The 21400-nt window shown below is 74.3% G+C and carries 19 protein-coding genes; 8 read left to right on the forward strand and 11 right to left on the reverse strand.

Going from position 1 to position 21400, the window contains the following annotated elements; all coding sequences use genetic code 11:
- Window positions 1-7: 7 nt before the first annotated feature.
- Window positions 8-1201: a Gfo/Idh/MocA family protein gene (locus tag BIV57_RS22435; RefSeq protein ID WP_071658693.1), complete on the reverse strand. Its 1194-nt coding sequence runs from the start codon at window positions 1199-1201 to the stop codon at window positions 8-10.
- Window positions 1202-1416: 215 nt separating this feature from the next.
- Here BIV57_RS22435 and BIV57_RS22440 point away from each other — a divergent pair, with 215 nt between their 5' ends.
- Entirely contained in the window at window positions 1417-2163 is a 747-nt protein-coding gene (locus BIV57_RS22440; protein WP_071658694.1) for a DsbA family oxidoreductase, read from the forward strand.
- A gap of 18 nt (window positions 2164-2181) precedes the next feature.
- On the opposite strand, the gene thrC is transcribed toward BIV57_RS22440, so the two are convergent.
- Complete coding sequence (gene thrC, locus BIV57_RS22445) at window positions 2182-3252, reverse strand: threonine synthase (RefSeq protein ID WP_071658695.1); 1071 nt, start codon at window positions 3250-3252, stop codon at window positions 2182-2184.
- 64 nt (window positions 3253-3316) lie between these two features.
- Here thrC and BIV57_RS22450 point away from each other — a divergent pair, with 64 nt between their 5' ends.
- Window positions 3317-4192, forward strand: a complete 876-nt coding sequence (locus BIV57_RS22450) for a MurR/RpiR family transcriptional regulator (protein ID WP_071658696.1) — start codon at window positions 3317-3319, stop codon at window positions 4190-4192.
- Here BIV57_RS22450 and BIV57_RS22455 read toward each other — a convergent pair.
- Genes BIV57_RS22455 through BIV57_RS22470 form a run of 4 tightly spaced genes read right to left on the reverse strand, consistent with a single transcriptional unit; the run spans window position 4182 to window position 8528 of the window.
- Window positions 4182-5012, reverse strand: a complete 831-nt coding sequence (locus BIV57_RS22455; RefSeq protein WP_071658697.1) for a carbohydrate ABC transporter permease — start codon at window positions 5010-5012, stop codon at window positions 4182-4184. The genes BIV57_RS22450 and BIV57_RS22455 overlap by 11 nt on opposite strands.
- The gene (locus BIV57_RS22460; protein ID WP_071658698.1) at window positions 5009-5962 is read right to left on the reverse strand and encodes a carbohydrate ABC transporter permease; all 954 of its coding nucleotides are present in this window, start codon (window positions 5960-5962) and stop codon (window positions 5009-5011) included. The genes BIV57_RS22455 and BIV57_RS22460 overlap by 4 nt, the downstream gene beginning before the upstream one ends.
- The gene (locus tag BIV57_RS22465; protein WP_071658699.1) at window positions 5959-7353 is read right to left on the reverse strand and encodes an extracellular solute-binding protein; all 1395 of its coding nucleotides are present in this window, start codon (window positions 7351-7353) and stop codon (window positions 5959-5961) included. Before BIV57_RS22465 ends, BIV57_RS22460 begins: the two co-directional genes overlap by 4 nt.
- Before the next feature lie 14 nt (window positions 7354-7367).
- Window positions 7368-8528, reverse strand: coding sequence for a carbohydrate kinase family protein (locus BIV57_RS22470; RefSeq protein WP_071658700.1), 1161 nt, complete (start codon window positions 8526-8528; stop codon window positions 7368-7370).
- 181 nt (window positions 8529-8709) lie between these two features.
- Between BIV57_RS22470 and BIV57_RS22475 the strand changes: the two genes are divergently transcribed.
- The 4 genes from BIV57_RS22475 (at window position 8710) to BIV57_RS22490 (ending at window position 14283) form a co-directional block, all read left to right on the forward strand.
- Complete coding sequence (locus BIV57_RS22475; protein ID WP_071658701.1) at window positions 8710-9501, forward strand: DeoR/GlpR family DNA-binding transcription regulator; 792 nt, start codon at window positions 8710-8712, stop codon at window positions 9499-9501.
- The gene (locus tag BIV57_RS22480) at window positions 9498-10820 is read left to right on the forward strand and encodes a 6-phospho-beta-glucosidase (protein WP_071658702.1); all 1323 of its coding nucleotides are present in this window, start codon (window positions 9498-9500) and stop codon (window positions 10818-10820) included. Before BIV57_RS22475 ends, BIV57_RS22480 begins: the two co-directional genes overlap by 4 nt.
- Window positions 10821-11026: 206 nt before the next feature.
- On the forward strand, window positions 11027-13120 hold the full coding sequence (locus BIV57_RS22485; RefSeq protein WP_071658703.1) for a bifunctional polysaccharide deacetylase/glycosyltransferase family 2 protein: 2094 nt from the start codon (window positions 11027-11029) through the stop codon (window positions 13118-13120).
- On the forward strand, window positions 13117-14283 hold the full coding sequence (locus BIV57_RS22490; protein WP_079170603.1) for an LCP family protein: 1167 nt from the start codon (window positions 13117-13119) through the stop codon (window positions 14281-14283). Before BIV57_RS22485 ends, BIV57_RS22490 begins: the two co-directional genes overlap by 4 nt.
- Here the strand turns inward: BIV57_RS22490 and BIV57_RS22495 are convergent.
- Genes BIV57_RS22495 through BIV57_RS22510 form a run of 4 tightly spaced genes read right to left on the reverse strand, consistent with a single transcriptional unit; the run spans window position 14280 to window position 19419 of the window.
- On the reverse strand, window positions 14280-15197 hold the full coding sequence (locus BIV57_RS22495; RefSeq protein WP_071658704.1) for a S66 peptidase family protein: 918 nt from the start codon (window positions 15195-15197) through the stop codon (window positions 14280-14282). The two genes, BIV57_RS22490 and BIV57_RS22495, sit on opposite strands and share 4 nt — an antisense overlap.
- Window positions 15194-17245 carry a prolyl oligopeptidase family serine peptidase gene (locus BIV57_RS22500; protein WP_071658705.1) on the reverse strand — a complete coding sequence of 684 codons (2052 nt, stop codon included), beginning with the start codon at window positions 17243-17245 and terminating at the stop codon, window positions 15194-15196. The genes BIV57_RS22495 and BIV57_RS22500 overlap by 4 nt, the downstream gene beginning before the upstream one ends.
- 10 nt (window positions 17246-17255) lie before the next feature.
- Window positions 17256-18593: a M20/M25/M40 family metallo-hydrolase gene (locus tag BIV57_RS22505; RefSeq protein ID WP_071658706.1), complete on the reverse strand. Its 1338-nt coding sequence runs from the start codon at window positions 18591-18593 to the stop codon at window positions 17256-17258.
- Window positions 18586-19419, reverse strand: a complete 834-nt coding sequence (locus BIV57_RS22510) for a M55 family metallopeptidase (protein ID WP_071658707.1) — start codon at window positions 19417-19419, stop codon at window positions 18586-18588. The genes BIV57_RS22505 and BIV57_RS22510 overlap by 8 nt, the downstream gene beginning before the upstream one ends.
- A gap of 149 nt (window positions 19420-19568) precedes the next feature.
- On the opposite strand from BIV57_RS22510, the gene BIV57_RS22515 reads away from it, so the two are divergent.
- Window positions 19569-19970 (forward strand): TOBE domain-containing protein, encoded by a 402-nt coding sequence (locus tag BIV57_RS22515; protein ID WP_071658708.1) that lies wholly within the window; start codon window positions 19569-19571, stop codon window positions 19968-19970.
- A gap of 79 nt (window positions 19971-20049) precedes the next feature.
- A complete protein-coding gene (modA, locus tag BIV57_RS22520) occupies window positions 20050-20853 on the forward strand; it encodes a molybdate ABC transporter substrate-binding protein (protein WP_071658709.1) in 804 nt (267 codons plus the stop codon).
- A 21-nt stretch (window positions 20854-20874) separates the two neighbouring features.
- Here the strand turns inward: modA and BIV57_RS22525 are convergent, their stop codons facing one another.
- Window positions 20875-21306 carry a VOC family protein gene (locus tag BIV57_RS22525; protein ID WP_245797856.1) on the reverse strand — a complete coding sequence of 144 codons (432 nt, stop codon included), beginning with the start codon at window positions 21304-21306 and terminating at the stop codon, window positions 20875-20877.
- Between the last annotated feature and the right edge of the window lie 94 nt (window positions 21307-21400).

Here is a 21400-nt window from a genome sequence, read left to right on the forward strand (position 1 = left end):
GCCGGGGTCAGTGCGCCCAGGCGACGCCCAGCTCGCTGAAGAGCGCCAGCTTCTCCGCCGAGGAGGTGACCAGGTCGGAGATGCCGAGCACCTCCGTCCAGGCGGAGTCGCCCTCGCCCAGGCGGCGGGCGTGCGGGGCGTCGATGACGGTGGGCTCGGGGGCGGTGCGGATGGCGTCGAGGACGCGCATGAACGCGGCGGACTCGGCGAGCGGGGTGCGCAGCGCCGCCCCGTGGGCGAGGTGGTCGACGAGGTTCTCCAGCGGCCCCGCCGGGGCGTACTCGCTCTCGATGGGCGTGCGGCCCGGCCGGGCGAGCCGCACCCGGTGGTCGGTGTACCAGAGCGTCAGGGTGCCCTCGTCGCCCTGGACCAGCAGGAACGGCTTCTCCTGGACGGGCGCGCAGACGGTGGCCGCCACCGTGGCGGTGATGCCGCCGCGGGTGCGGGCGCGCATCACCGAGGTGTCGTCGGCCTCGATGGGGTTGGCGCGGAACAGCTCCAGCTCCAGCTCCTCGATGTCGTCCGGCCCCGTCGCCCCGGCGAGCCACAGCGCGCCGGAGACGGAGTGCGCCAGCGGGTTGGTGAGCACCCCGTCGACGACCGGCGTGCCGTCGTCCAGCCGGCGCCGCCCCGCCCAGCCGGCGCGGGCGTAGTAGGCGGCCTCGCGGTGCCAGTTGGCGGCGCCGCCGATGCCGCGCAGGGTGCCGATGGCGCCCTCCTCGACCATCCGGCGGACGGCCCGCATCGAGGGCGACGCGGTGTTCTGGAAGCCGACCTGGACGGCCAGGCCGGCCTCCTCCGCGGCCGCGGCGATCTGCTGGTAGGCCTCCCAGGTGGCCGCCGGCGGCTTCTCCAGCAGGACGTTGCTGCCGTGCCGCAGCGCCGCCACCGCCAGCGGGGCGTGGGTCTGGATGGGCGTGGCGACGACGGTGATGTCGGGCTCGGTGCGGTCCAGCACCTCCCCGAGGTCGGCGGAGACCACCACCTCGCCGCCGTCGGCGAGGCCGTCGAGGGCGTCGTCGGGCACCGGCCGGACGTCGCAGACGCCGACCAGCCGGGCGCGGCCGCGGGCGGCGAGCGGCCGGAGCGCGTCGAGGTGGTGGCGGCCGAAGCCGTGGGCGCCGACGACCGCGACGGTGACGGGTTGCGCGGTGCGGTCGGGACTGCTGTCGGCAGCGGTTTCGGGCTCGGTACCGGTCACGTGTTGGGCTCCTCCACGAGCGGCGCGCGCGTCCGGGTGCGCGCGCGGACCTGATGCGCCATCAGTGTTTCAGCCGAACGAGGTGCTCCGCTTGGGGTTCGGGTGAGGGGACTCTATCGGGGTTGCACCGGGGGTGGTCCTTCCCGGTCCGGGGGCCTTGACGCGGCGGCCACCCCGAGGTGGCCGGAACCGAGCGGGTGTCCGAGGATGGGGCCATGCGCGTGGAGATCTGGTCGGACATCAACTGCCCCTTCTGCTACCTGGGCAAGGCCCGCTTCGAGGCGGCGCTGGCCCGCTTCCCCCATCGGGACGCGGTGGAGGTGGTGCACCGCTCGTTCGAGCTCGACCCCTCGCTCGGCGAGGACGACCACGGCCAGGTGGTGCCGATCATCGCCCGCAAGTACGGCATCAGCGAGGCCCAGGCCGCGGCGAACGAGCGCGGCATCGGGGCGCAGGCGGCCGAGATGGGGCTGCCCTACGTGACGGAGGGGCGCGACTACGGCTCGTCCTTCGGCATGCACCGGCTGCTGCACTTCGCCCGCGGCAAGGGCCGCGAGGAGCAGCTGCTGGACCTCCTGTACCGGGCCAACTTCGGCGAGGAGGCGCCGCTCTTCGGCGACACCGAGCGGGTGGTGGCGCTGGCCGTGGAGGCCGGCCTGGACGCCTCCGACGCCCGCGCGGTGCTCGCCGACCCCGAGCGGTTCGGCGACGCGGTGCGCGCCGAGGAGCGGGAGGCCGCCGAGCTGGGCGCGACGGGCGTGCCGTTCTTCGTGCTGGACCGGAAGTACGGGGTCTCCGGCGCCCAGCCGCCGGAGGCCTTCACCCAGGCGCTGACGCAGGCCTGGGGCGACCGTCCGGCGCCGCTGACCGCGCTGGGCGACCCGGACGCGGCCGAGTCGGAGGCGGTCTGCGGGCCGGACGGCTGCGCGGTACCGGGCGCCGTGAAGGACGCCGGCGCCTGAGCCCGCGCCGGGCCGGCGTCACACCCCCAGGAGCCGCGCCACCTGGGCGGTGCTCGCCTCGGACGGCACCGGGTCGAGGCCGGCGGACGCCGCCGTCTCGGGGTCCTTCAGGCCGTTGCCGGTGACGGTGGCGACGACGCGCTGCCCCGGGTCGAGGCGCCCGTCTGCGGCCGCGGCGAGCAGCCCGGCGACGCCGGACGCCGAGGCGGGCTCGACGAAGACGCCCTCCCGCTCCCCCAGCAGCCGCCAGGCGGCGAGGATCTGCTCGTCCGTCACCGCGTCGATCAGCCCGCCGGAGCGGTCCCGGGCGTCGACGGCGCCCTCCCGGGTGGCCGGGTCGCCGACCCGGATCGCGGAGGCGATGGTGCGCGGCTCGGCGATCACCGTGCCGTGCACGAGCGGCGCGGCCCCGGCGGCCTGGAAGCCCCACATCCGCGGCCGGCGCGCTGCGAGCCCGGCCTCGGCGTAGCGCTCGTAGCCCTGCCAGATCGCGGTGATGTTGCCGGCGTTGCCGACCGGGAGGGCGTGGATGTCCGGTGCCTCGCCGAGCGCGTCGACGACCTCGAAGGCGGCGGTGCGCTGGCCGGAGAGCCGGTCCTCGTTGCGCACCGAGTTGACCAGCGTCACCGGGTGGTGCGCGGCGAGCTCCCGGGCGACCCGCAGGCAGTCGTCGAAGAGGCCGTCGACCTCCACCAGGGTGGCGCCGTAGCGGGCGGTCTGGGCCAGCTTGCCGGCGGCGACCGCGCCGCGCGGCACCAGCACGGCGCAGCCCAGCCCGGCGCGGGCGGCGTAGGCGGCGGCCGAGGCGCTGGTGTTGCCGGTGGAGGCGCAGACCACGGTCTTCGCCCCGGCGGCGGCGGCGTTGGTGACGGCCACCGTCATGCCGCGGTCCTTGAAGGAGCCGGTGGGGTTGGCGCCCTCGACCTTCAGCCAGATGTCGCACCCCGTCAGCTCGGACAGGTGCGGGGCGGGCAGCAGCGGGGTGTTGCCCTCGTGGAGGGTGACGGGCGTCGCGGTCTCGGCGACGGGGAGCCAGGCGCGGTAGGCGTCGATCAGCCCGCGCCACGGAGCGGTAACGGTAGCGGTCACGGTTGTTACGGTACGCAGCCCCGGCCTGCTCGATGAAACAGGTGTTACGCCGTAGCGTGGGGCCATGCCGAACCTCCCGCCGGTGCGCGAGCGCCTCGCCGCGCTCTACCCCGACCTGCCGCGCGGCGAGCAGGCGGTGGCCCGGATCCTGCTGGACGACCACCCGATGGCCGCGCTGGGCTCGCTGCGCGCGCTCGCCGGGCGGGCCGGGGTGAGCCCGCCGACGGCGACCCGCCTGTTCGCCCGTCCCGAGCTGGGCGGGGACGGCGGGTTCGGCGCGTTCCGGGAGGCGGTGCGGGCGGAGGTGCGGGGCGGGGGCGCGGCGGGGCGGTCCCGGCTGCGCGGCTATGTCGACGCGGTGGACGCGGACGGCGGGGCGTCCGTCCCGATCCGGGACGCGGCGCGGGAACTGCGGGACGGCCTGGCGGCGGCGCTGCGGGCCACCGTCGGGCCCCAACTGGCGCGCGTCGGCGACCTGCTGGCGACGGCCCCGGCGGTGCGGGCGCTGGGCGGGCCGATCGGCGGGCTGGCGGCGGAGTACCTGGTGCGCCAGCTGGGCAGCCTGCGACCGGGTGTGGCCCGCGTCCCGGACGGCGCCGGGGAGCGGGCCCGCCTGCTGCTCGACCTGGCGCCGCGGACGGCGGTGGTGGCCTACGACTTCCGCCGCTACTCGGCGCGCACCGAGGCGTTCGCCCGCGAGGCGCGGGCGCGCGGCGCCCGGCTGGTGCTGGTCACCGACGCCTGGCGGTCCCCGCTGGCGCCGGACGCGGATCTGCTGCTGCGCCTGCCCCGGGAGTCGGCGGGGCCGATCGCCCCGCTGACCCACGAGGTGGCGGTCACCGAGCTGATGCTGGTGGCGGCGGTCCGCGGCCTGCCGGGGGCCGCGGAACGCCTGGGGACGCTCGACGAGTTGGGCGGCGGGGGCCCGGCTACTCCTTGACCGCCCCCGACAGCATGCCCGCGATGAAGCTGCGCTGCAGGATGACGTAGACGATCACGACCGGCAGGGCGATCAGCACGCACGCCGCGGAGAGCAGCGCGTTGTCGCTGGAGTGCGCGCCCTGGAAGAAGGCGAGCCCCAGCGGGACCGTGCGGTGCGCGTCGTCGCTGATCATCACCAGGGCGAGCAGGAACTCGTTCCAGGTCCACATGAAGGTGACGACGAGCATGGTGGTGATCGCCGGCCGCCCCATCGGGACCAGCACCCGCCACAGGATGCCCCAGCTGCGCACCCCGTCGATCCGGGCGGCCTCGATGACGCTGCCCACCGAGTTGCGGAAGTAGGTGCGCATCCAGAAGACGCCGAAGGCCAGCGACTGCGCGGTCTGCGGCAGGATCATGCCCCACAGCGAGTCGGTGAGGTTCAGCGCCCGCAGGTCGAAGTAGAGCGGGATGACGAACGACTCGGCGGGCAGCGTCAGCCCGAGCACGAACAGGTAGAAGAGCGCCGTCGAGCCGGGGAAGCGCATCACGCCGAACGCGTAGGCGGCCATGGTGGCGAGCACCGCGGCGACCACCACCACGGTCACCGCGACGACCGCGGAGTTGCCCAGGTAGGTGGAGAAGTGGCCCTGCGTCCAGGCCTTGGCGAAGTTCGACCAGTGCAGACCGTCGGACGGCCACGCCACCCCGCCGCCGGCGCCCTGCCCGCTCTTGCCGAACGCGGAGGAGAGCACGCCGAGGAGCGGCACGAGCGAGAAGACGGAGAAGACCGCGAGGACGAAGTACGTCATGGTGCGGTCGGTGCGGGAGGTGGTCATGCGCGCTTTCCTTCGCCCTTGCCTTCAACAAGTCGCCCGATCAGCAGCGTCACCAGGAAGATGAGCACCGTGAGGGCCACGCCGATCGCGCCGGCGGAGCCGACCTGGTTGGTCTGGAAGGCCCGCTGGTAGAGCTCGTAGGCCGGCACGGTGGTGGCGGTGCCGGGGCCGCCGGAGGTGGTCACGTACACCACGTCGAAGTTCTTCAGGCCGCTGATCATCGTCAGGGTGAGGGCGACGGAGATCTCCAGGCGCAGCCCGGGGAGGGTGACGGCGAAGAACTCGCGGATCGCGCCGGCGCCGTCGATGCGGGCTGCCTCGTACAGCTCCTTGGGGATGCGCTGGGCGCCGGCCAGGAAGAGCACCATGCACAGGCCCATCCCGACCCAGGCGCCGATGGTGCCCACCGAGGGCAGCGCGAAGGTGTAGGAGCCGAGCCAGGTGCGGGCCAGCGAGCCCAGGCCGATCCCCCGCAGCACGGAGTTGAGCAGCCCGTCGGGGGCGAGGATGGCGCGCCAGGCGACGCCGCTCACCACCATGGCGACCACCTGCGGCAGGAAGAGCACGGCGCGGAAGAACGTCATGCCGCGGACCCGGATGCGGCTCATCGCGGCGGCGAGCAGCAGGCCGATGCAGACCGGGATCACCGAGTAGAAGATCAGCAGCACGATGGCGTGCCAGAAGGCGCCGCGCAGGTCCGGGTCGGTGAACAGCTGGGTGTAGTTGGAGAACCCGGCGTAGGAGGCCCGGGTGAGGCCGTCCCAGTGCAGGAACGACAGCCACACCGACTGGCCGAACGGGAAGAGCAGCACCACCGCGTAGACGATCAGCGCGGGCAGGATGTAGAGGTAGCCGACGGCGCGCGGCTCGCCGGGGGCGCGCCTGCGGTAGCGCTCCGCCAGGCGCCCGCGGCGGCTCCGGTCGCCGCCGGTCGTCGTCCCGGCGCTCATGACCCGCTCCCCTGCTGCTGCTTGAGGAAGGACGCGTAGTCCTTCTGCAGCGCGTCGACGAACGCCTGCGGGGTGGTCTTGACGGCGACCAGGTTCTGCAGCTGGGCGGTGATGGTGTCGTAGAAGGTCGGGGTGGAGTAGTCGAGGTAGGGAACGATGCCCTCGTCGGCCGCGAGCTTCTTCCAGCCGGCCACCAGCTGCCCGTTGGGGCTGTCGGCGGGCATCGCGTCGGCGGCGGTGCCGGGGATGGCGGGCAGCACGTTGTTCTTGGTCATCACGTTGGACGCGTTGGCGTTGGTGATGAAGTCCAGGTACGCGGCGGCCACCTCGGGGTGGCGGGCACGCGAGGTGATGGACATCGCGGTGCTGGGCCCGCCGGTGGAGTAGGAGGCGCCGCCGGCCTTGACGGGCGGCGGGGGGACGATCCCGACGTTGCTCCCCATCGAGCCGAGCGACTCCATCGCCCAGGTGCCGCTGACCAGGAAGGCGCTCTTGCCCTTGGCGAAGCCGGCGTAGGCGGCGTCCTGGTCCTGGCCGTTGCCGTCCTTCGACAGCCAGCCCTTCTTCACCCAGTCCTGGAGGACGCGGGCGGCCTCGACCGTCTCCGGGGTGTCGTAGCTGCCGCCGGCCTTGTTGTAGACGGTGTCGCGGGACTGCGCGGCGGCGAGGTGGTCCAGGATGACGCCGTAGACGTGGATGGCCATCGTCTTGTTGAGGTTGCCGAACTCGATCGGCAGCGTCCCGGCGGCCTTGGTCTTCGCCAGCGCCGCGGTGAACTCGTCCCAGGTGCGCGGGACATCGATGCCGAGGCGCTTGAGGATCCGCTTGTTGTAGTAGACGCCGACGTACTCCGAGGACTGCGAGATGCCGTAGAGGCGGCCGGTGCCGAAGTGCTTGGCGTCCACCGAGACCCGGTTGGGGTCCATCAGGACCTGCGGATAGCGGGAGTTCCAGCCGTAGATGCCGGCGTAGTCGTCGACGGGGCGCAGCAGGCCGGCCTTCACGAACGCCACCATGTCCGAGTAGCCCTGGTTGACCTGGACGACGTCGGGCGGGTTGTTGGCGGAGATGGCCAGCTTGAGGGTGGTCTTCAGGTCGGCGAAGGAGCGGGCCACCCGCTTGATGGCGACGTTCGGGTACTTCGCCTGGAACTGCTTGTTGAGCTCGGCGAGCTGGGTGTTGCCGCCGCCGTCGGTCTGCCCGTCCCAGACGGTGAGGGTGACCTTGCCGGCCTTCTTGGGGTCGGGCACCCCGGCGACGCCGGTGGTGCCGGCCGCGGTGGAGGTACCCCCGGTGCCGGGGATGCAGGCGCTGGCGCCGAGGGCGACGGCGCCGGTGAGGGCGGTGCCGAGGACGGCCCGCCGGGTGCGCAGGGTTCGGTTGCTGCTCATCACCAGTGCTCCTGTCAGGCGGCGCGGAAGCCGACGGTGGGGACGGCGCGGCGGCGGCCGTGCGGGCTGCCTCCGGCGGCGCACGCGGGGATGCCGTCGGGGAGCAGCACGGGCAGCAGCTCGTCGAGGAATCCGTAGCGGCGGCGCAGTTCGGGGTCGCCGCCGCAGGCGGCGCGGGTGCAGGTGGCCAGGTGCTGCCACCAGGCGGCGATCTCGATCCAGCCGGGGGCGGCGAGCGAGCCGCCGAAGTGCTGCACCGACAGCGCGGCGCACAGGTTGGCGAGGGCGAGGCGCTGGTCGAGCGGCCAGCCGGCGAGGGTGCCGGTCATGAAGCCGGCGACGAAGACGTCCCCGGCGCCGGTCGGGTCGAGGGCGTCCACCGGCAGGCCGGGGACCTCGGCGGTCTCGCCGGTGAGGTTGTCGATGGCGAGCGCGCCCTCGGCGCCGCGGGTGACGGCGACGATGGGGACGATCCGGGCGAGCCGGCGGGCGGCGGCGTCCGGGCTGTCGGTGCGGGTGTAGCGCTGCGCCTCCTCCGCGTTGGGCAGGAAGGCGTGGCTGTGCCCGAGGTCGGGCAGGGCGGCGAGCTCCCAGCGGTCGGTCTCGTCCCAGCCGACGTCGCCGAAGACCTTGGCCCCGGCGCCGGCGGCGCGGGACACCCACTCCACGGGCCGGCCCGGCTCGAAGGAGGTGACGACGGCGCGGGTGGCGGGGATCTCGGCGGGCACCGGGGACGCGGGCGGCGGGTGCTCGTGGGTGACCATGGTGCGCTCGCCCTCGTACGCCATGGAGACGGTGACCGGCGAGTGCCAGCCGGGCCAGCGGCGGGAGGGGCCGAGGTCGACGCCCTCGTCGCGGGAGAGGGCGTCCCAGCAGTAGTCGCCGTAGACGTCCTCCCCGAAGGCGGCGGCGAGCGTGGTGCGCAGGCCCAGGCGGGCGGTGGCGGCGGCCATGTTGGCGATGCCGCCCGGGCTGGAGCCCATGCCGCGGGCCCACGACTCGGTGCCGCGGACGGGGGCGTGGTCCATGCCCGTCATGACGATGTCGAGGAAGACGGTCCCGGTGAGGAAGACGTCGTGCTCGGGTTGCGAGGGGTCGCCGGGGTTGCGCACTTTCGCCAGGGGGTCGGCGGCGGCGTCCGCGGCGTTGCGGGGTGCGGGCGTGGCAGTACTCACCCGATGACTCCTTCGGCGTTGGGCATTCCCATGCTGTGAGATGTCGCTGCGGTGCACCGGCGCGCGCCAACTGGCCGGAATGCGCCCTCACGTGAGCGACACCTTGCACTGATCATGGGTCCGATTGCAAGAGGTTGAGCACACTCGCGCAAAGTCGCTCACAAGTTGTATGTTGCGGAGCATGTTGCGGGAGACCCGGCACGAACGACTGCTGCGGCTGCTGCGCGAGCAGGGCGTGCTGCCCGTCCGCGAGCTGGCCGCCCGCCTCGACGTGAGCGAGGCAACGGTACGACGCGATCTCGACGGCCTGCAGACCGCGGGCCTGCTGACCCGCGTCTACGGGGGCGCCGTCGCCCGCCGCACCGAACGCCCCTTCGGCGAGGTGGAGGTGGACGAACCGGACCAGAAGGACGCGGTCGCGGCCGCCGCCGCCGCTCTCGTGCAGGACGGCGAGACCGTCCTGCTCGACATCGGCACCACCACCCGCCGGATGGCCCGCCGGCTGCGCGGCCGCCCCGTCACGGTGGTCACCAGCAGCCTGGCGGCCTACGAGGAGCTGAAGGACGACGAGGAGGTCGACCTGATCCTGCTCGGCGGCCGGGTGCGCCGCAACTACCGCTCCCTGGTGGGCTACCTGACGGAGGAGAACCTCCGCCAGGTGCACGCCGACCGGCTCTTCCTCGGCGCCGCCGGGGTGCTGCCGGACGGGCGGGTGATGGACAGCACCGACGTCGAGGTGCCCGTCAAGCGCGCGATGCTGCGCGCCGCCCGGCAGCGCGTGCTGCTGGCCACGCCGGGGAAGTTCCCCGGCACCGACGGCACGGCCCGCGTCTGCGACGCCGGCGACCTCGACATGATGATCACGAACCGGGGCACCGACCCGGTCACGCTCGGCGTCTTCCGCGAGGCCGGAGTGGACGTACGGGAAGTCCCGGGCGCGGAGGCAAGGAACATGGAGGCAGGAGCATCATGAGGCTGACCGTGCTGGGCGGTGGGGGATTCCGGGTGCCGCTGGTGCATCGCGCCCTGCTCGCCGACGACGGCGACGAGGCGGGTCGCGTCACCGAACTCCGCCTCTACGACACCGATGCCGAGCGGCTCACCGCCGTCCGCGCCGTCCTCGCCGACCAGGCCGAGGAGTCCGGCGGGCCGGCCCCGAAGGTGCTCGCCACCACCGACCTCGACGAGGCGCTGGACGGCACCGACTTCGTCTTCTCCGCGATCCGCGTCGGCGGCCTGCCCGGCCGGGTCGGCGACGAGCGCGCCGCCCTCGACGAGGGCCTGCTCGGCCAGGAGACCGTCGGCGCCGGCGGCGTCCTCTACGGGCTGCGCACCATCCCGGTCGCGCTGGAGCTCGCCGAGCGGATCCGCGCGGCCGCCCCGGACGCCTGGACCATCAACTTCACCAACCCGGCCGGCATGGTCACCGAGGCGATGAACCGGGTGCTCGGCAACCGCGTCATCGGCATCTGCGACTCCCCCGTCGGCCTCTGCCGCCGCGCCGCCCGCGCGGTCGGCGCCGACCCGGACCGCACCGGCTACGACTACGTCGGCCTCAACCACCTCGGCTGGCTGCGCCGGCTGACCGTCGACGGCCGCGACCGGCTCCCCGAGCTGCTCGCCGACGCCGAGCGGCTGGAGTCCTTCGAGGAGGGCCGGCTCTTCGGCGCACAGTGGCTGCAGGCGCTGGGCGCGATCCCCAACGAGTACCTGCACTACTACTACTTCAACCGCGAGGCGGTCGCCGCGATCAGCGGCGCGGACGCCACCCGCGGCGAGTTCCTCCGCGACCAGCAGGCCTCCTTCTACCGCGAGGCGGCCGCCGATCCGGCGCACGCCTTCGCCGCCTGGGAGCGGACCCGCCTGGAGCGGGAGGAGACCTACATGGCCGAGAGCCGCGAGGCCACCGGCGGCTGGCAGCGCGACACCTGCGACCTGGACGGCGGCGGCTACGACCGGGTGGCGCTGGCGCTGATGCGGGCGATCGCCCGCAACGAGCGGACGCAGCTGATCCTCAACGTCCCGAACCGCAGCGCGGTGCCGGGGCTGGACGCGGACGCGGTGGTCGAGGTGCCCTGCACGGTGGACGCGTCGGGCGCGCGGCCGCTGGCGACGGGCCCGCTGAGCGACCATCAGCTGGGGATGATGGCATCGCTGAAGGCGGTGGAGCGGGCCGCGATCGAGGCGGCGGCGACCGGGTCGCGGGCCGCCGCGCTCCGGGCGCTCGCGCTGCATCCGCTGGTGGACTCGGTGGGGGCGGCGTCCCGGATGCTGGAGCGGGCCGGGTTCTGAGGTCCCCGAGGGGCGCACCGCCGGTTTTCGGCCGCCGGTGCGCCCCTCTCGCGCGCGCTCCCAAGGGGCGTGCGGAAGACGTTCCTTAACGCAGTCTCAAATCTGCGTTCGATTGGCTGTCGATCACTAGACTCGCCTGCCATGTGCGACGCCAGCCCCATCGGCATGCCCATCACCCGCCCTCGTCCCACCCCCGCCGCCGCCTGATGGCGGCGCGCCACAAGCACACCCGCGTCCCCCGCGGCCACTGGCTGCTCCTCGCGGCCGTCCTCGCCGTCACCGCCGCCGCCCTGCTCCTGCAGGGCTTCACCGCCAACGAGGTGGACGGCGCCACCTCCCGGCTGCCGTGCGCCTCGCCCGCCCCCGCCGCGGTGCGGGCCGGCGGGCCGGTGCTCGTCGGGCACGGCTCCCGGTCGGTGCCCGCCGGCACCGCGGCCATCACCGTCAACGGCGGGCCCGACCCGGTGTGGACGCCGCGCATCCTCGACCTGCTGCCCCGCCACCACGCCCGCGCGACCTTCTTCCTGCTCGGCTCGGAGGCCGCCCGCCACCCCGGCCTGGTGCGCCGCATCCGCGCCGGAGGCAACGAGATCGGCAGCTACACCTACAGCGGCGCCGCCATGGACCGCGCCTCCCCGCTCCGCTCCCGGCTGGAGCTCTCCCTCGGCGCCGCGGCCCTCGCCGGCAGCGGCGGACTGCGCACCACCCTGCTGCGGATGCCGCTCACCGGCTCCCCCGACACGCTCTGCGGCCGGCAGTGGACGGCCACCCGCCGCGCCCTGGACGCGGGATCGGCCGTCGTCGCCACCGACATGTGGAACAAGCGCGACTCGGCCGGCGTCGTCCGCCAGTACACCCAGGACGCCACCGGCTACGCCCGCATCGCCGGCCTGCTGGCCAACCCCCGCATCCACCGCTTCCCGACCGTCACCGACGCCGTCGGGCTGCCCCGAGCCGAACACCCGGTGCCCACCGCGAAGAAGGCCGAGGGCCTCGCCCTGATCGCCGCCTCCCGGCTGGGGCACCTGCTGGTCACCGTCCTCACCTGGACCGTCGGCGCGGCCGGGGTGCTGGGCATGGCTCGGCTGGCGCTGCTCGCCCTCTTCGCCCGCGTCCATGTGCGGCGCCTGGAGCGGTACCGGCCCGGCTCGCCCTGGCTGCGCCAGGTCGACGACCCGGTGACGGTGATCGTCCCGGCGTACAACGAGGAGGAGGGCATCCGCGCCACGCTGCGCTCGCTGCTCGCCTCCACGCATGCCGACCTGCAGATCCTCGTCGTCGACGACGGCTCCACCGACCGCACCGCGGCGCGCGCCGCAAAGATCGCCGCACTCGACGGGCGCGTGCAGGTCGTCCGCCAGTTCAACGCCGGCAAGGCCGCCGCCCTCAACACCGGCCTGGCGCACGCCCGCTGCGCGGTGGTGGTGATGGTGGACGCCGACACCGTCCTGGACGCGGACGCGATCCGGCGCCTCATCCAGCCGCTCTCCCATCCGGCGGTCGGCGCGGTCAGCGGCAACACCAAGGTCGGCAACCGCCGCCGGCTGCTGGGCCGCTGGCAGCACCTGGAGTACTGCTTCGGCTTCAACCTCGACCGCCGGATGTTCGAGGTGCTGGAGTGCATGCTCACCGTGCCCGGGGCGATCGGCGCGTTCCGCCGCGACGCCGTCCTCGGCATCGGCGGGGTCAGCGACGACACCCTCGCCGAGGACACCGATCTGACCATGGGCCTGTGGCGGGCCGGCTGGCGGGTCGTCTACGAGGAGACCGCGGTGGCCTGGACGGAGGTGCCCACCGGCCTCCGCCAGCTGTGGCGGCAGCGCTACCGCTGGTGCTACGGCACGCTGCGGGCGGCCTGGAAGCACCGGGCATGCGTCCGGGAGTTCGGCCCGGCCGGGCGGTTCGGCCGGCGCGGCCTGGGCTATCTGCTGCTCTTCCAGATAGCCCTGCCGCTGTTCGCCCCGGTGATCGACGTCTTCACGCTCTACTCGGCGCTCTTCCAGGACCCCAGCAAGGCCGCCCTGCTGTGGTGCGGCTTCCTCCTCTCCCAGCTGCTGTGCGCCGGCTACGCCCTGCGGCTGGACGGCGAGCGGCTGCGCACCCTGTGGGCGCTGCCGTTCCAGGCCCTGGTCTACCGCCAGTTGATGTACCTGGTGGTGATCCAGTCGGTGGTCTCCGCGCTCTCCGGCACCCGGCTGCGCTGGCACCGCGCCCGGCGCGCCGGGACGGCGGCGCAGCAGCTGGCCCGCGGGCGCCGGCAGGGCCGGGCACGGGTCGAGGCGAGGGGAACGGTGCGATGAGCGAGAACGAGCAGGCTCCCCCGGAGCCGCTGACCGGACGGATCGTCGGATACGGCCCCGGCCCGCGCGACCCCGTCCCGACCGGGGTGTTCGGCACCGGCAGCGTCGGCGACGCGGTGGGCGACGGCAGCTCCGGCGGCTTCCGCACCAGCGCCCGCACCCCCCGGACGCACCGCCGCCGCAGGCGCCGCCGCCGGCTGCTGGTGCTGCTCGCCGTGCTGCTGGCGGCCGTCGGCATCCCGCTCGGCGGCTACGCCTGGGCGGACGGCCGCCTGGGGCACGCCGTCGACCTCTCCGCGCTCCCGGACCGCCCCGCGCAGGGCCCCGGCACCACCTATCTGATCGTCGGCTCCGACAGCCGGGTGGGGATGACCGCCGCCCAGCGGCACGACCTGCACACCGGCGGCTCCGCGGACGCGGGCCGGCGCACCGACTCGATGATCCTGCTGCACACCGGCGCGCACGGCACCAGCATGGTCAGCCTGCCCCGCGACTCCTGGGTGACCATCCCCGGCTACACACTGCCCACCGACGGCATCCACCACCCGCCGGCGAAGAACAAGCTCAACGCGGCCTTCGCGCTCGGCGGCCCGGGGCTGCTGGTGCGCACCATCGAGGCCGAGACGGGGGTGCGCATCGACCACTACACCGAGATCGGCTTCGGCGGGTTCGTCGGCATCGTGGACGGCGTCGGCGGGGTGCCCGTCTGCCTCGGCAAGGCGGTGCACGACCCCAAGTCCGGCGAGAACCTGGCCAAGGGCTGCCACACCCTGACGGGCAAGCAGGCGCTGGCCTTCGTCCGGCAGCGCCACCAGGAGGCCAACGGCGACCTGGGGCGCACCCAGAACCAGCAGAAGTTCCTCGCCGCGCTGGTCAAGAAGGCGGCGAGCCCGGGGGTGCTGAAGGACCCGGAGAAGGTGTGGGCGACCGCCGAGGCCGGGCTGGCGAGCCTGACGGTGGACGACGCCACCCACCCGGCCGACCTGCTCACCCTCTTTCGGACCATGAAGGGCGGCGGCGCGGACGCCGTCCACCTCAACGTCCCGATCGCCGGCCACGGCCTGCACACCGCCAAGGGCGACGCGGTGATCTGGAACCGGGCGAAGGCCCGCCGGCTCTTCGCGGCGATCCGCGCGGACCGGCGGGTGACCGCGGCGCCCTAGAAGTCTTGAAGGGCGAGGGTGCCCGCGTCGGCGTCGAGCTCGGCCTCGACGCCGAACGGGATCGTCTGGTTGACCTCGCCGTGCCCGAAGCCGAACTCGCCGACCACCGGGACGCCGAGGCCGCCGAGCCGGTCCAGGAACAGCTCGCGCAGCTCGCCCTGCCAGGGACCGCAGTCCTTCCAGGAGCCGAGCAGCACTCCGGCCAGCGCGTCCAGATAACCGGAGCGGGCCAACTGGCCCAGATAGCGGTCGAGATGGGTGGCGTTCTCGCCGACGTCCTCCAGGCACAGCAGCGCACCCCGCGGATCGGGCGGGCCGGCGGCGGTGCCGAACTCGGCGCAGAAGACGCTGAGGCAGCCGCCCAGCAGCACGCCGCGCGCCCGCCCGCCGACCAGGGTGTCGACGCCCGGCGCGCCGCGCAGCTCGCGCACCTCCTCCGGGGCGAACAGCATCCGCCGCAGCCCCTCCGCCGACGCACCGAACGCCCGGGTGACCGGCATCGGGCCGTGCAGCGAGACGAAGCCGCAGCGCACCGCGAGCGCGGCGTGCAGCGTCGTCACATCGCTGAAGCCGACCAGCGCCTTGGGGCCGGCGGCCCGCACCGCGGCCCAGTCGACCAGCTCCACCATGCGGTTGGCGCCGTCCCCGCCGCGCGAGCAGACCACCGCACGCACCTCCGGGTCGGTCCACGCCTTCTCGAAGGAGCGGGCGCGGGCCGCGTCGTCCCCGGCGAGGAAGGAGAGCACGCCCGGCTGGCGGGACGTCAGGTTCTCGGCCGGCGCGACCCGCAGGCCCCACGCCTCCAGCGCGGCGACGCCCGCCGCCACCTCGTCGGCGTCGGCGCCGCTGCTGGGGGCGACCAGCGCGACCAGGTCGCCCTCGCGCAGCGGCGCGGGCCGCTCCAGCGCCCTCACTTGCGCAGCTCCAGCAGCTCGACGCCGACCGGCGTGAACCCGAAGACCTGCCCGTACAGCGAGAGTTCGGCCTCGAAAGCGGTGATCATCGTCTCCTTGCGGCGGAAGCCGTGCTGCTCGCCCTCGAAGGCGAGGTACCGGTGCGGGATGCCGCGCCCCTCCACCGCCTTGAGCAGCTTCTCGGCCTGGCTGGGCGGGCAGACCCGGTCCTCCAGCCCCTGCAGCAGCACGAACGGCGCCGACATCCGGTCCGCGTGCCGGGAGGGGGAGCGCTCCTCGTAGCGCTGCTGGTCCTGCGGGAGCCGTCCGACCAGCGAGTCCATGTAGCGGGACTCGAAGTCGTGGGTCTCGCCGCTGCCGAAGCCGACCAGGTCCAGGACCGGGAAGGAGATGGCCGCGCAGCGGAACACCCCGGCCGCCTCGGGCAGATCGGTGGTGAGCGCCGCCGCCGCGGTGAAGCCGCCGGCGCTGCCGCCGCGGATCGCCAGCCGCTCGCCGTCGGCGGTGCCCTCCGCGGCGAGCGCCTCGGCGACCAGCGCCGCGTCCGCGACGTCGACGACGCCCCACTGGCCGCGCAGCCGGTTGCGGTACTCGCGGCCGAAGCCCGTCGAGCCGCCGTAGTTGACCTCGGCGACGCCGATGCCCCGGCTGGTGAAGTAGGCCACCTCGAGGTCGTGGACGAGCGGCGAGCGGGACGTCGGCCCGCCGTGCACCCACACCGCGAACGGCGGGCGCTCGCCCTCGGGCGCGGTGAAGTCGGGGTTGCGCGGCAGATAGACGTTGGCGTACACCTCGCGCCCGTCCGGCCCCTGGAAGGCGCGGGACTCGCCGTGCGGCAGGTACGCCGCGGGCACGTCGGCGGCTCCGCGCAGGCCTGCCGGCACCAGCACCCGCAGATAGCCGGTGGAGGTGTCCAGCTCGACCACCTCCATGCCGCGCTCGGCGCTGCCGGCCACCCCGATCACCGCGGTGCCGCGGACGTCCAGGTCGGCGGCCCACTCGGTGTAGGAGCCGGGGCACGGCCGCAGATCGCCGCTGACCGGGTCGAAGACCGCGAGGCGCTGCGGGCCGCGGCCGTGCACCACGGCGATCAGCCCGGAGGGCAGCGGGGCGAACCAGCGCGCGCCCAGCTGCCACAGCGGCCCGCCGAACTCCTCGGGCCGGGGCAGCAGGTTGACGGGGTCGCCGTCGGCCGCGCCGCCGGCGGTCAGCTCCACCCGGTGCAGGTTCCACCAGCCGTCCGGGTCGGCGACGAACAGCAGCCGGTCCGGGCCGTCCCACTCCACCTGGACCACCGACACCTCGGGGCCGCCGGCGACGGTGCGCGGCTCGCCGGCGGTGCCGTCCGCGCCGATCAGGGCGACGCGCAGCTCGGTGCCGTCCCACGGCATCGCCGGATGCTCCCAGCCGATCCAGGTCAGCCGCCGGCCGTCCGGCGACAGCCGCGGGCAGGCGAGGAAGTGGCGGTCGCTCAGCACCACCCGCACCCGCGACGGGTCGTCGGCGGCGGAGCCGTCCAGCGGCACCGCGACCAGCGCCCGGCGCAGCTCGGAGGGGCCCTCGCCGTGGAACTCCTCGCGGATGCACCACACCTCGCCGCGCTCCGGAACCAGCTGCGGCTCCAGATAGCGCAGCCCGGACGGGATCGCCGGCTCGGGTGTCAGCGGCCGGGGCTCCTGCCGGGGTTCACCGTCCGGGTCGATGCGGTAGAGCCGCTGGTCGGCGAAGTTCGCGAAGACCGCGTGGGCCTTCCCCCCGCGGTCGGCGGCGGCCGTCCAGGACCGCCCGCCGTACTCGTGCACCCGGCTGCGGACGTTCCAGGGCGCCTCCAGCAGCTGCTGGACGCGTCCGTCCGCGCGGCGCCGCACCAGCGCCACCCGGCCCGCCTCTGACGGGCGCGGCTCCGTCCACCACACCTCGTCGCCGACGTGCCGCACCCAGGTGGGCCGCCCGTCGTGGGCCGCCGCACCGGCGGCCGAGACCGGCGACGCCCAGGCCCCGTAGCCCGCCGTCACGGCCTTGCGGCCCTCGTGGCCCGCCTCCGCCACCCCACTCACCTCACGCCTCGACTTGGGACAGGAACCGATCGAGCACCCGTGCGCCGAACTCCAGGGCCGCCACCGGGACCCGCTCGTCGACGCCGTGGAACATCGCGTTGTAGTCGTACTCGGCGGGCAGCCGCAGCGGGGTGAACCCGTAGCCGGCGATGCCGAGTCGGGAGAACTGCTTGGCGTCCGTGCCCCCGGACATGCAGTAGGGCACCACGTGCCCGCCGGGGTCGGCCTCCTCCAGCGCGGCCCGCATGCCGCGGAAGACCGCCGAGTCCGCGTCGGCCATCAGCGGGACCTCGCTGTGCACATAGCTCCAGTCGACGTCCGGGCCGGTGAGCCGGTCGAGGGTGGCCTCGAACTCCTCGCGCCCGCCGGGCACCACCCGCCCGTCGACCCGGGCCGTCGCGCTGCCCGGGATGACGTTGACCTTGTACCCGGCGTTGAGCATCGTCGGGTTGGCGCTGTTGCGGACGGTGGAGCCGACCAGCTTGCCGGCCTCGCCGAGGCTCGCCACCGCGGCGTCCACGTCGAAGCCGTCGGCGTCCGGGTCGATCGCGACCCCGACCGCCTTGCCGAGTTCGCGCAGCGCCTCGCGGACCACCGGCGTCAGCCGCACCGGCCAGCGGTGCTCGCCGATCCGGGTGATCGCGGCGGCCAGCCTGGTCACCGCGTTGTCGGCGTTGACCTTGGAGCCGTGGCCGGCCCGGCCGCGGGCGGTCAGCTCCAGCCAGGCGGTGCCGCGCTCGCCGGCGGCCACCGGGTAGATGCGGCGGCCGTCGGCGTGGAAGGTGTAGCCGCCGGACTCGCTGACGCCCTCGGTGCAGCCCTCGAAGAGCTCCGGATGGCGGGCGACCAGCCAGTCGGAGCCGGCGGCGGCGCTGTCCTCCTCGTCGGCGGTGAAGGCCAGGACGATGTCGCGGCGCGGGCGCCGGCCGGTGCGCGCCCAGGCGCGGACCACGGCCAGCATCATCGCGTCCATGTTCTTCATGTCGATGGCGCCGCGGCCCCAGACGACACCGTCCCGCACCTCGCCGGCGAACGGGTCGACGGACCACTCGGAGGCGTCGGCGGGGACGACGTCCAGGTGGCCGTGGAGCAGCAGCGCCGGCAGGCCCGGGTCGGAACCCTCGATGCGGGCCACGGTGTTGGCGCGCCCCGGCTCGGACTCCAGCACCCGGGCCGGGATGCCGGCCTCCTCCAGCCGCTCGGCGACGTACTCGGCGGCCGGCCGCTCCCTGCAGTCGCCGCCGCCCCGGTTGCTGGTGTCGATGCGGATCAGCTCGGAGGTGAACCGGACGACCTCCGCGTCGCGCTGCGGATCGTCGTGGCCGGCCGGCTCAGCCATAGTTCTCCTCCACCGCGTTGGACACCATCGTGCAGACCGCCTTGAACGCCCGGATCCCCTCGTACATCGAGGGCGAGGTCCAGCGGACGGAGCGCGGCCCGGTCCTGGCCACCCCGGGCACCATGGTGGCGGCGCCGGTGAGGTGGGCGGCGTCGAACTCGACCTCGATCTCGTGCGGGGCGGGCGGCAGCGGCTCGCTGCGCCCGGCGAGCTTGGCGGCCGCCTCGGCGGCCCCGCGGATGTCGGCGGCGGTGCGGGCGGGGGTGCGGCAGACGGCGGCGTAGCGGTCGACGCAGTCCTTGACGGCGACGGAGCGCGCGGCGGGGGCGTAGCCGGCGGCGTCCTCGCACGTCCGGTCGTCGCCGGTGACCAGCACCACGGGCACCCCGTACTCGGCGACCACCAGGGCGTTGAGCCGCCCCTCGCTGCCGACCTCGCCGTCCACCCGCACGCCGGTGATGGAGTTGGCCAGATAGGTGTGCGCGAGCACCCCCTCCGTCCCGGCGGCGGTGTGGTACCCGACGAAGGCGACGCCGTCGACGTCGCCGCGCTGCACGCCCTCCACCATGGTGAGCTCCTTGTGACGGCCGGTCAGCATCACCGCCCGGTCGTCCAGCTCCTCCAGCAGCAGGTTGCGCATGGTGGAGTGCGCCTCGTTGATCAGTACCTCGTCGGCACCGCCGGCCAGGAACCCGAGCACGGCCGCATTGACGTCGGAGGTGAACATCCGGCGGCACCGCTGCCACTGCTCGGTGCCCGGCTCGCAGTCCGCGGGCCAGGTGACGCCGGTCGCCCCCTCCATGTCCGCCGAGATCAAGATCTTCATGACCCGAACCTATGCCGTCACGCGTCCCCAAGGCAGCCGTCCGCGCGGAAAATTGGCCTACCCATGACCGTTCGGACGATCTCGCAGCAGCGATGCCCAGCGCGGCGGCCACCTGGCATCCGCGAGGGGATGTGCGATAGAACTACCGCATGCGCGAGTATTCCGTCGGTCAGGCGGCCGGGCTTCTCGGAGTGAGCGCCGACACCGTGCGGCGCTGGGCCGACGGCGGCGAGCTGCCGTGCCGGCGCGGAACCGGTGGTCAGCGGACGATCGCGGCCGAGGACCTCGCCGCGTTCGCCGTCGAACTGGGCAGCCGCGGCGGGCATCCCGAGCCCGACACCCGGCGCACCTCGGCGCGGAACAGCTTCCCGGGGATCATCACGCGGATCACCGTGGGGGACGTCGCCGCCCAGGTCGAGGTGCAGGCCGGGCCGCACCGGGTGGTCGCCCTGACGACCCGTGAGGCCGTCGAGGAGCTGGGCCTCCAGGTCGGGATGGAGGCCGTCGGATCCGTGAAGGCCACCAACGTCATGATCGATCTGCCGCGCTAGGGGTCTTGGCACGCCCCCGCCGGACGGCGGCTCCGCTGTCCGGCACGCGCCACCGCACACCCTGAGGAGTGTCCCCACCATGAGGACCACGCCGAGAACCAAGCCGATCCTCGCCCTCGCCGCGGCCTCCGCCGCGGCCGTCCTGATCGCCGGCTGCGGCTCGTCGTCCGGCGCGTCGTCGCCGTCCTCCTCCTCGTCCGCCAAGGGCGGCGCGAAGGCGGGCGGAACGCTGACCGTGCTGGCGGCGGCGTCGCTCAAGGAGTCGTTCACCGAGCTGGCGGCCGACTTCAAGAAGCAGACCGGCACCACCGTGCGGCCGTCCTTCGGCGGCTCGCAGCAGCTGGCCGTCCAGGTCAACCAGGGCTCCCCGGCGGACGTCATCGCCACCGCCGACACCCTCACCATGAAGAAGCTTGCCGGCAAGGTGGGCACGTCCACCGACTTCGCGTCCAACAAGCTGGTCATCGCGGTGCGTTCGGGCAACCCCAAGCACATCGCGACGCTCGCCGACCTGGCGAAGTCGAACGTGACGGTGGTGCTGGCCGGCCCCACCGTCCCGGCGGGCCACTACGCGCTGGAGGCGCTGAAGAAGGCCGGGGTGACGGTGAAGCCCAAGTCGGAGGAGACGGACGTGCGCGCCGCGCTCTCCAAGGTCTCCCTCGGCGAGGCGGACGCCTCGATCGTCTACGCGACCGACGTGGAGGCGGTGAAGTCGGGCGTCCAGGCGGTCCAGATCCCCGCCAAGGACAACGTCCTCGCCACCTACCCCATCGCCACGATCGACGCCGGCAAGAACCAGGCCTCGGCGAAGAAGTTCGCCGCCTTCGTCGCCGGCCCCACCGGCCAGCAGGTCCTCCAGGCCCACGGCTTCGGCAAGCCGTAGCCCCGCAGGGGGCGCGGGCTCTCACGCCACGTCGCCGCCGGCGCCCATGGCGGCGATGCGGCGGGCGATCTCCTCGTCGGAGACGTCCTCGACGTGGGTGGCGACGACCCAGCGGTGGCCGTAGGGGTCGACGATGCGGGACATCCGGTCGCCGGTGAAGCCGTCCTCCGGGGCGGACAGCTCGCGAGCGCCCGCGGCCACCGCGCGGCCGTGGACGGCGTCCATGTCCGGGCACCAGACGGTCAGCACCACCCCGTGGCCCGCGCCGCCCGCGGCGAGGCCCAACGCCTCGGAGGGGTCGCCCAGTTCCATCACGCAGCCGTTGGGCAGCCGCAGCTGCGCGTGGTAGACGATCCCGTCCGGCCCGTCGAAGCGGGACGCGGTCTCCGCGCCGAACACCTCCCCGTACCAGTCGATGGCCTTCGCCGCCCCGTCCGCCACCAGGAACGGCACCAGCCCCGTCGAACCCTTCGGAATGCCGCGGTCCTGCCGGGAGCGACCTCCCGAACCGCCATCGCCATCGCCATCGCCGTCGCCTGCGCCCGTG

The sequence above is a fragment of the Mangrovactinospora gilvigrisea genome (assembly GCF_001879105.1).
Lineage (GTDB): Bacteria > Actinomycetota > Actinomycetes > Streptomycetales > Streptomycetaceae > Mangrovactinospora > Mangrovactinospora gilvigrisea.

Excerpts from the sequence above, each read along its gene's own strand:
- BIV57_RS22465 (WP_071658699.1), bottom strand. The coding sequence starts at position 7,353 with ATGAGCAGCAACCGAACCCTGCGCACCCGGCGGGCCGTCCTCGGCACC.
- BIV57_RS22475 (WP_071658701.1), top strand. The coding sequence starts at position 8,710 with ATGTTGCGGGAGACCCGGCACGAACGACTGCTGCGGCTGCTGCGCGAG.
- BIV57_RS22440 (WP_071658694.1), top strand. The coding sequence starts at position 1,417 with ATGCGCGTGGAGATCTGGTCGGACATCAACTGCCCCTTCTGCTACCTG.
- BIV57_RS22450 (WP_071658696.1), top strand. The coding sequence starts at position 3,317 with ATGCCGAACCTCCCGCCGGTGCGCGAGCGCCTCGCCGCGCTCTACCCC.
- BIV57_RS22490 (WP_079170603.1), top strand. The coding sequence starts at position 13,117 with ATGAGCGAGAACGAGCAGGCTCCCCCGGAGCCGCTGACCGGACGGATC.
- BIV57_RS22460 (WP_071658698.1), bottom strand. The coding sequence starts at position 5,962 with ATGAGCGCCGGGACGACGACCGGCGGCGACCGGAGCCGCCGCGGGCGC.
- BIV57_RS22510 (WP_071658707.1), bottom strand. The coding sequence starts at position 19,419 with ATGAAGATCTTGATCTCGGCGGACATGGAGGGGGCGACCGGCGTCACC.
- BIV57_RS22480 (WP_071658702.1), top strand. The coding sequence starts at position 9,498 with ATGAGGCTGACCGTGCTGGGCGGTGGGGGATTCCGGGTGCCGCTGGTG.
- BIV57_RS22505 (WP_071658706.1), bottom strand. The coding sequence starts at position 18,593 with ATGGCTGAGCCGGCCGGCCACGACGATCCGCAGCGCGACGCGGAGGTC.
- BIV57_RS22515 (WP_071658708.1), top strand. The coding sequence starts at position 19,569 with ATGCGCGAGTATTCCGTCGGTCAGGCGGCCGGGCTTCTCGGAGTGAGC.
- BIV57_RS22455 (WP_071658697.1), bottom strand. The coding sequence starts at position 5,012 with ATGACCACCTCCCGCACCGACCGCACCATGACGTACTTCGTCCTCGCG.
- modA (WP_071658709.1), top strand. The coding sequence starts at position 20,050 with ATGAGGACCACGCCGAGAACCAAGCCGATCCTCGCCCTCGCCGCGGCC.
- BIV57_RS22485 (WP_071658703.1), top strand. The coding sequence starts at position 11,027 with ATGGCGGCGCGCCACAAGCACACCCGCGTCCCCCGCGGCCACTGGCTG.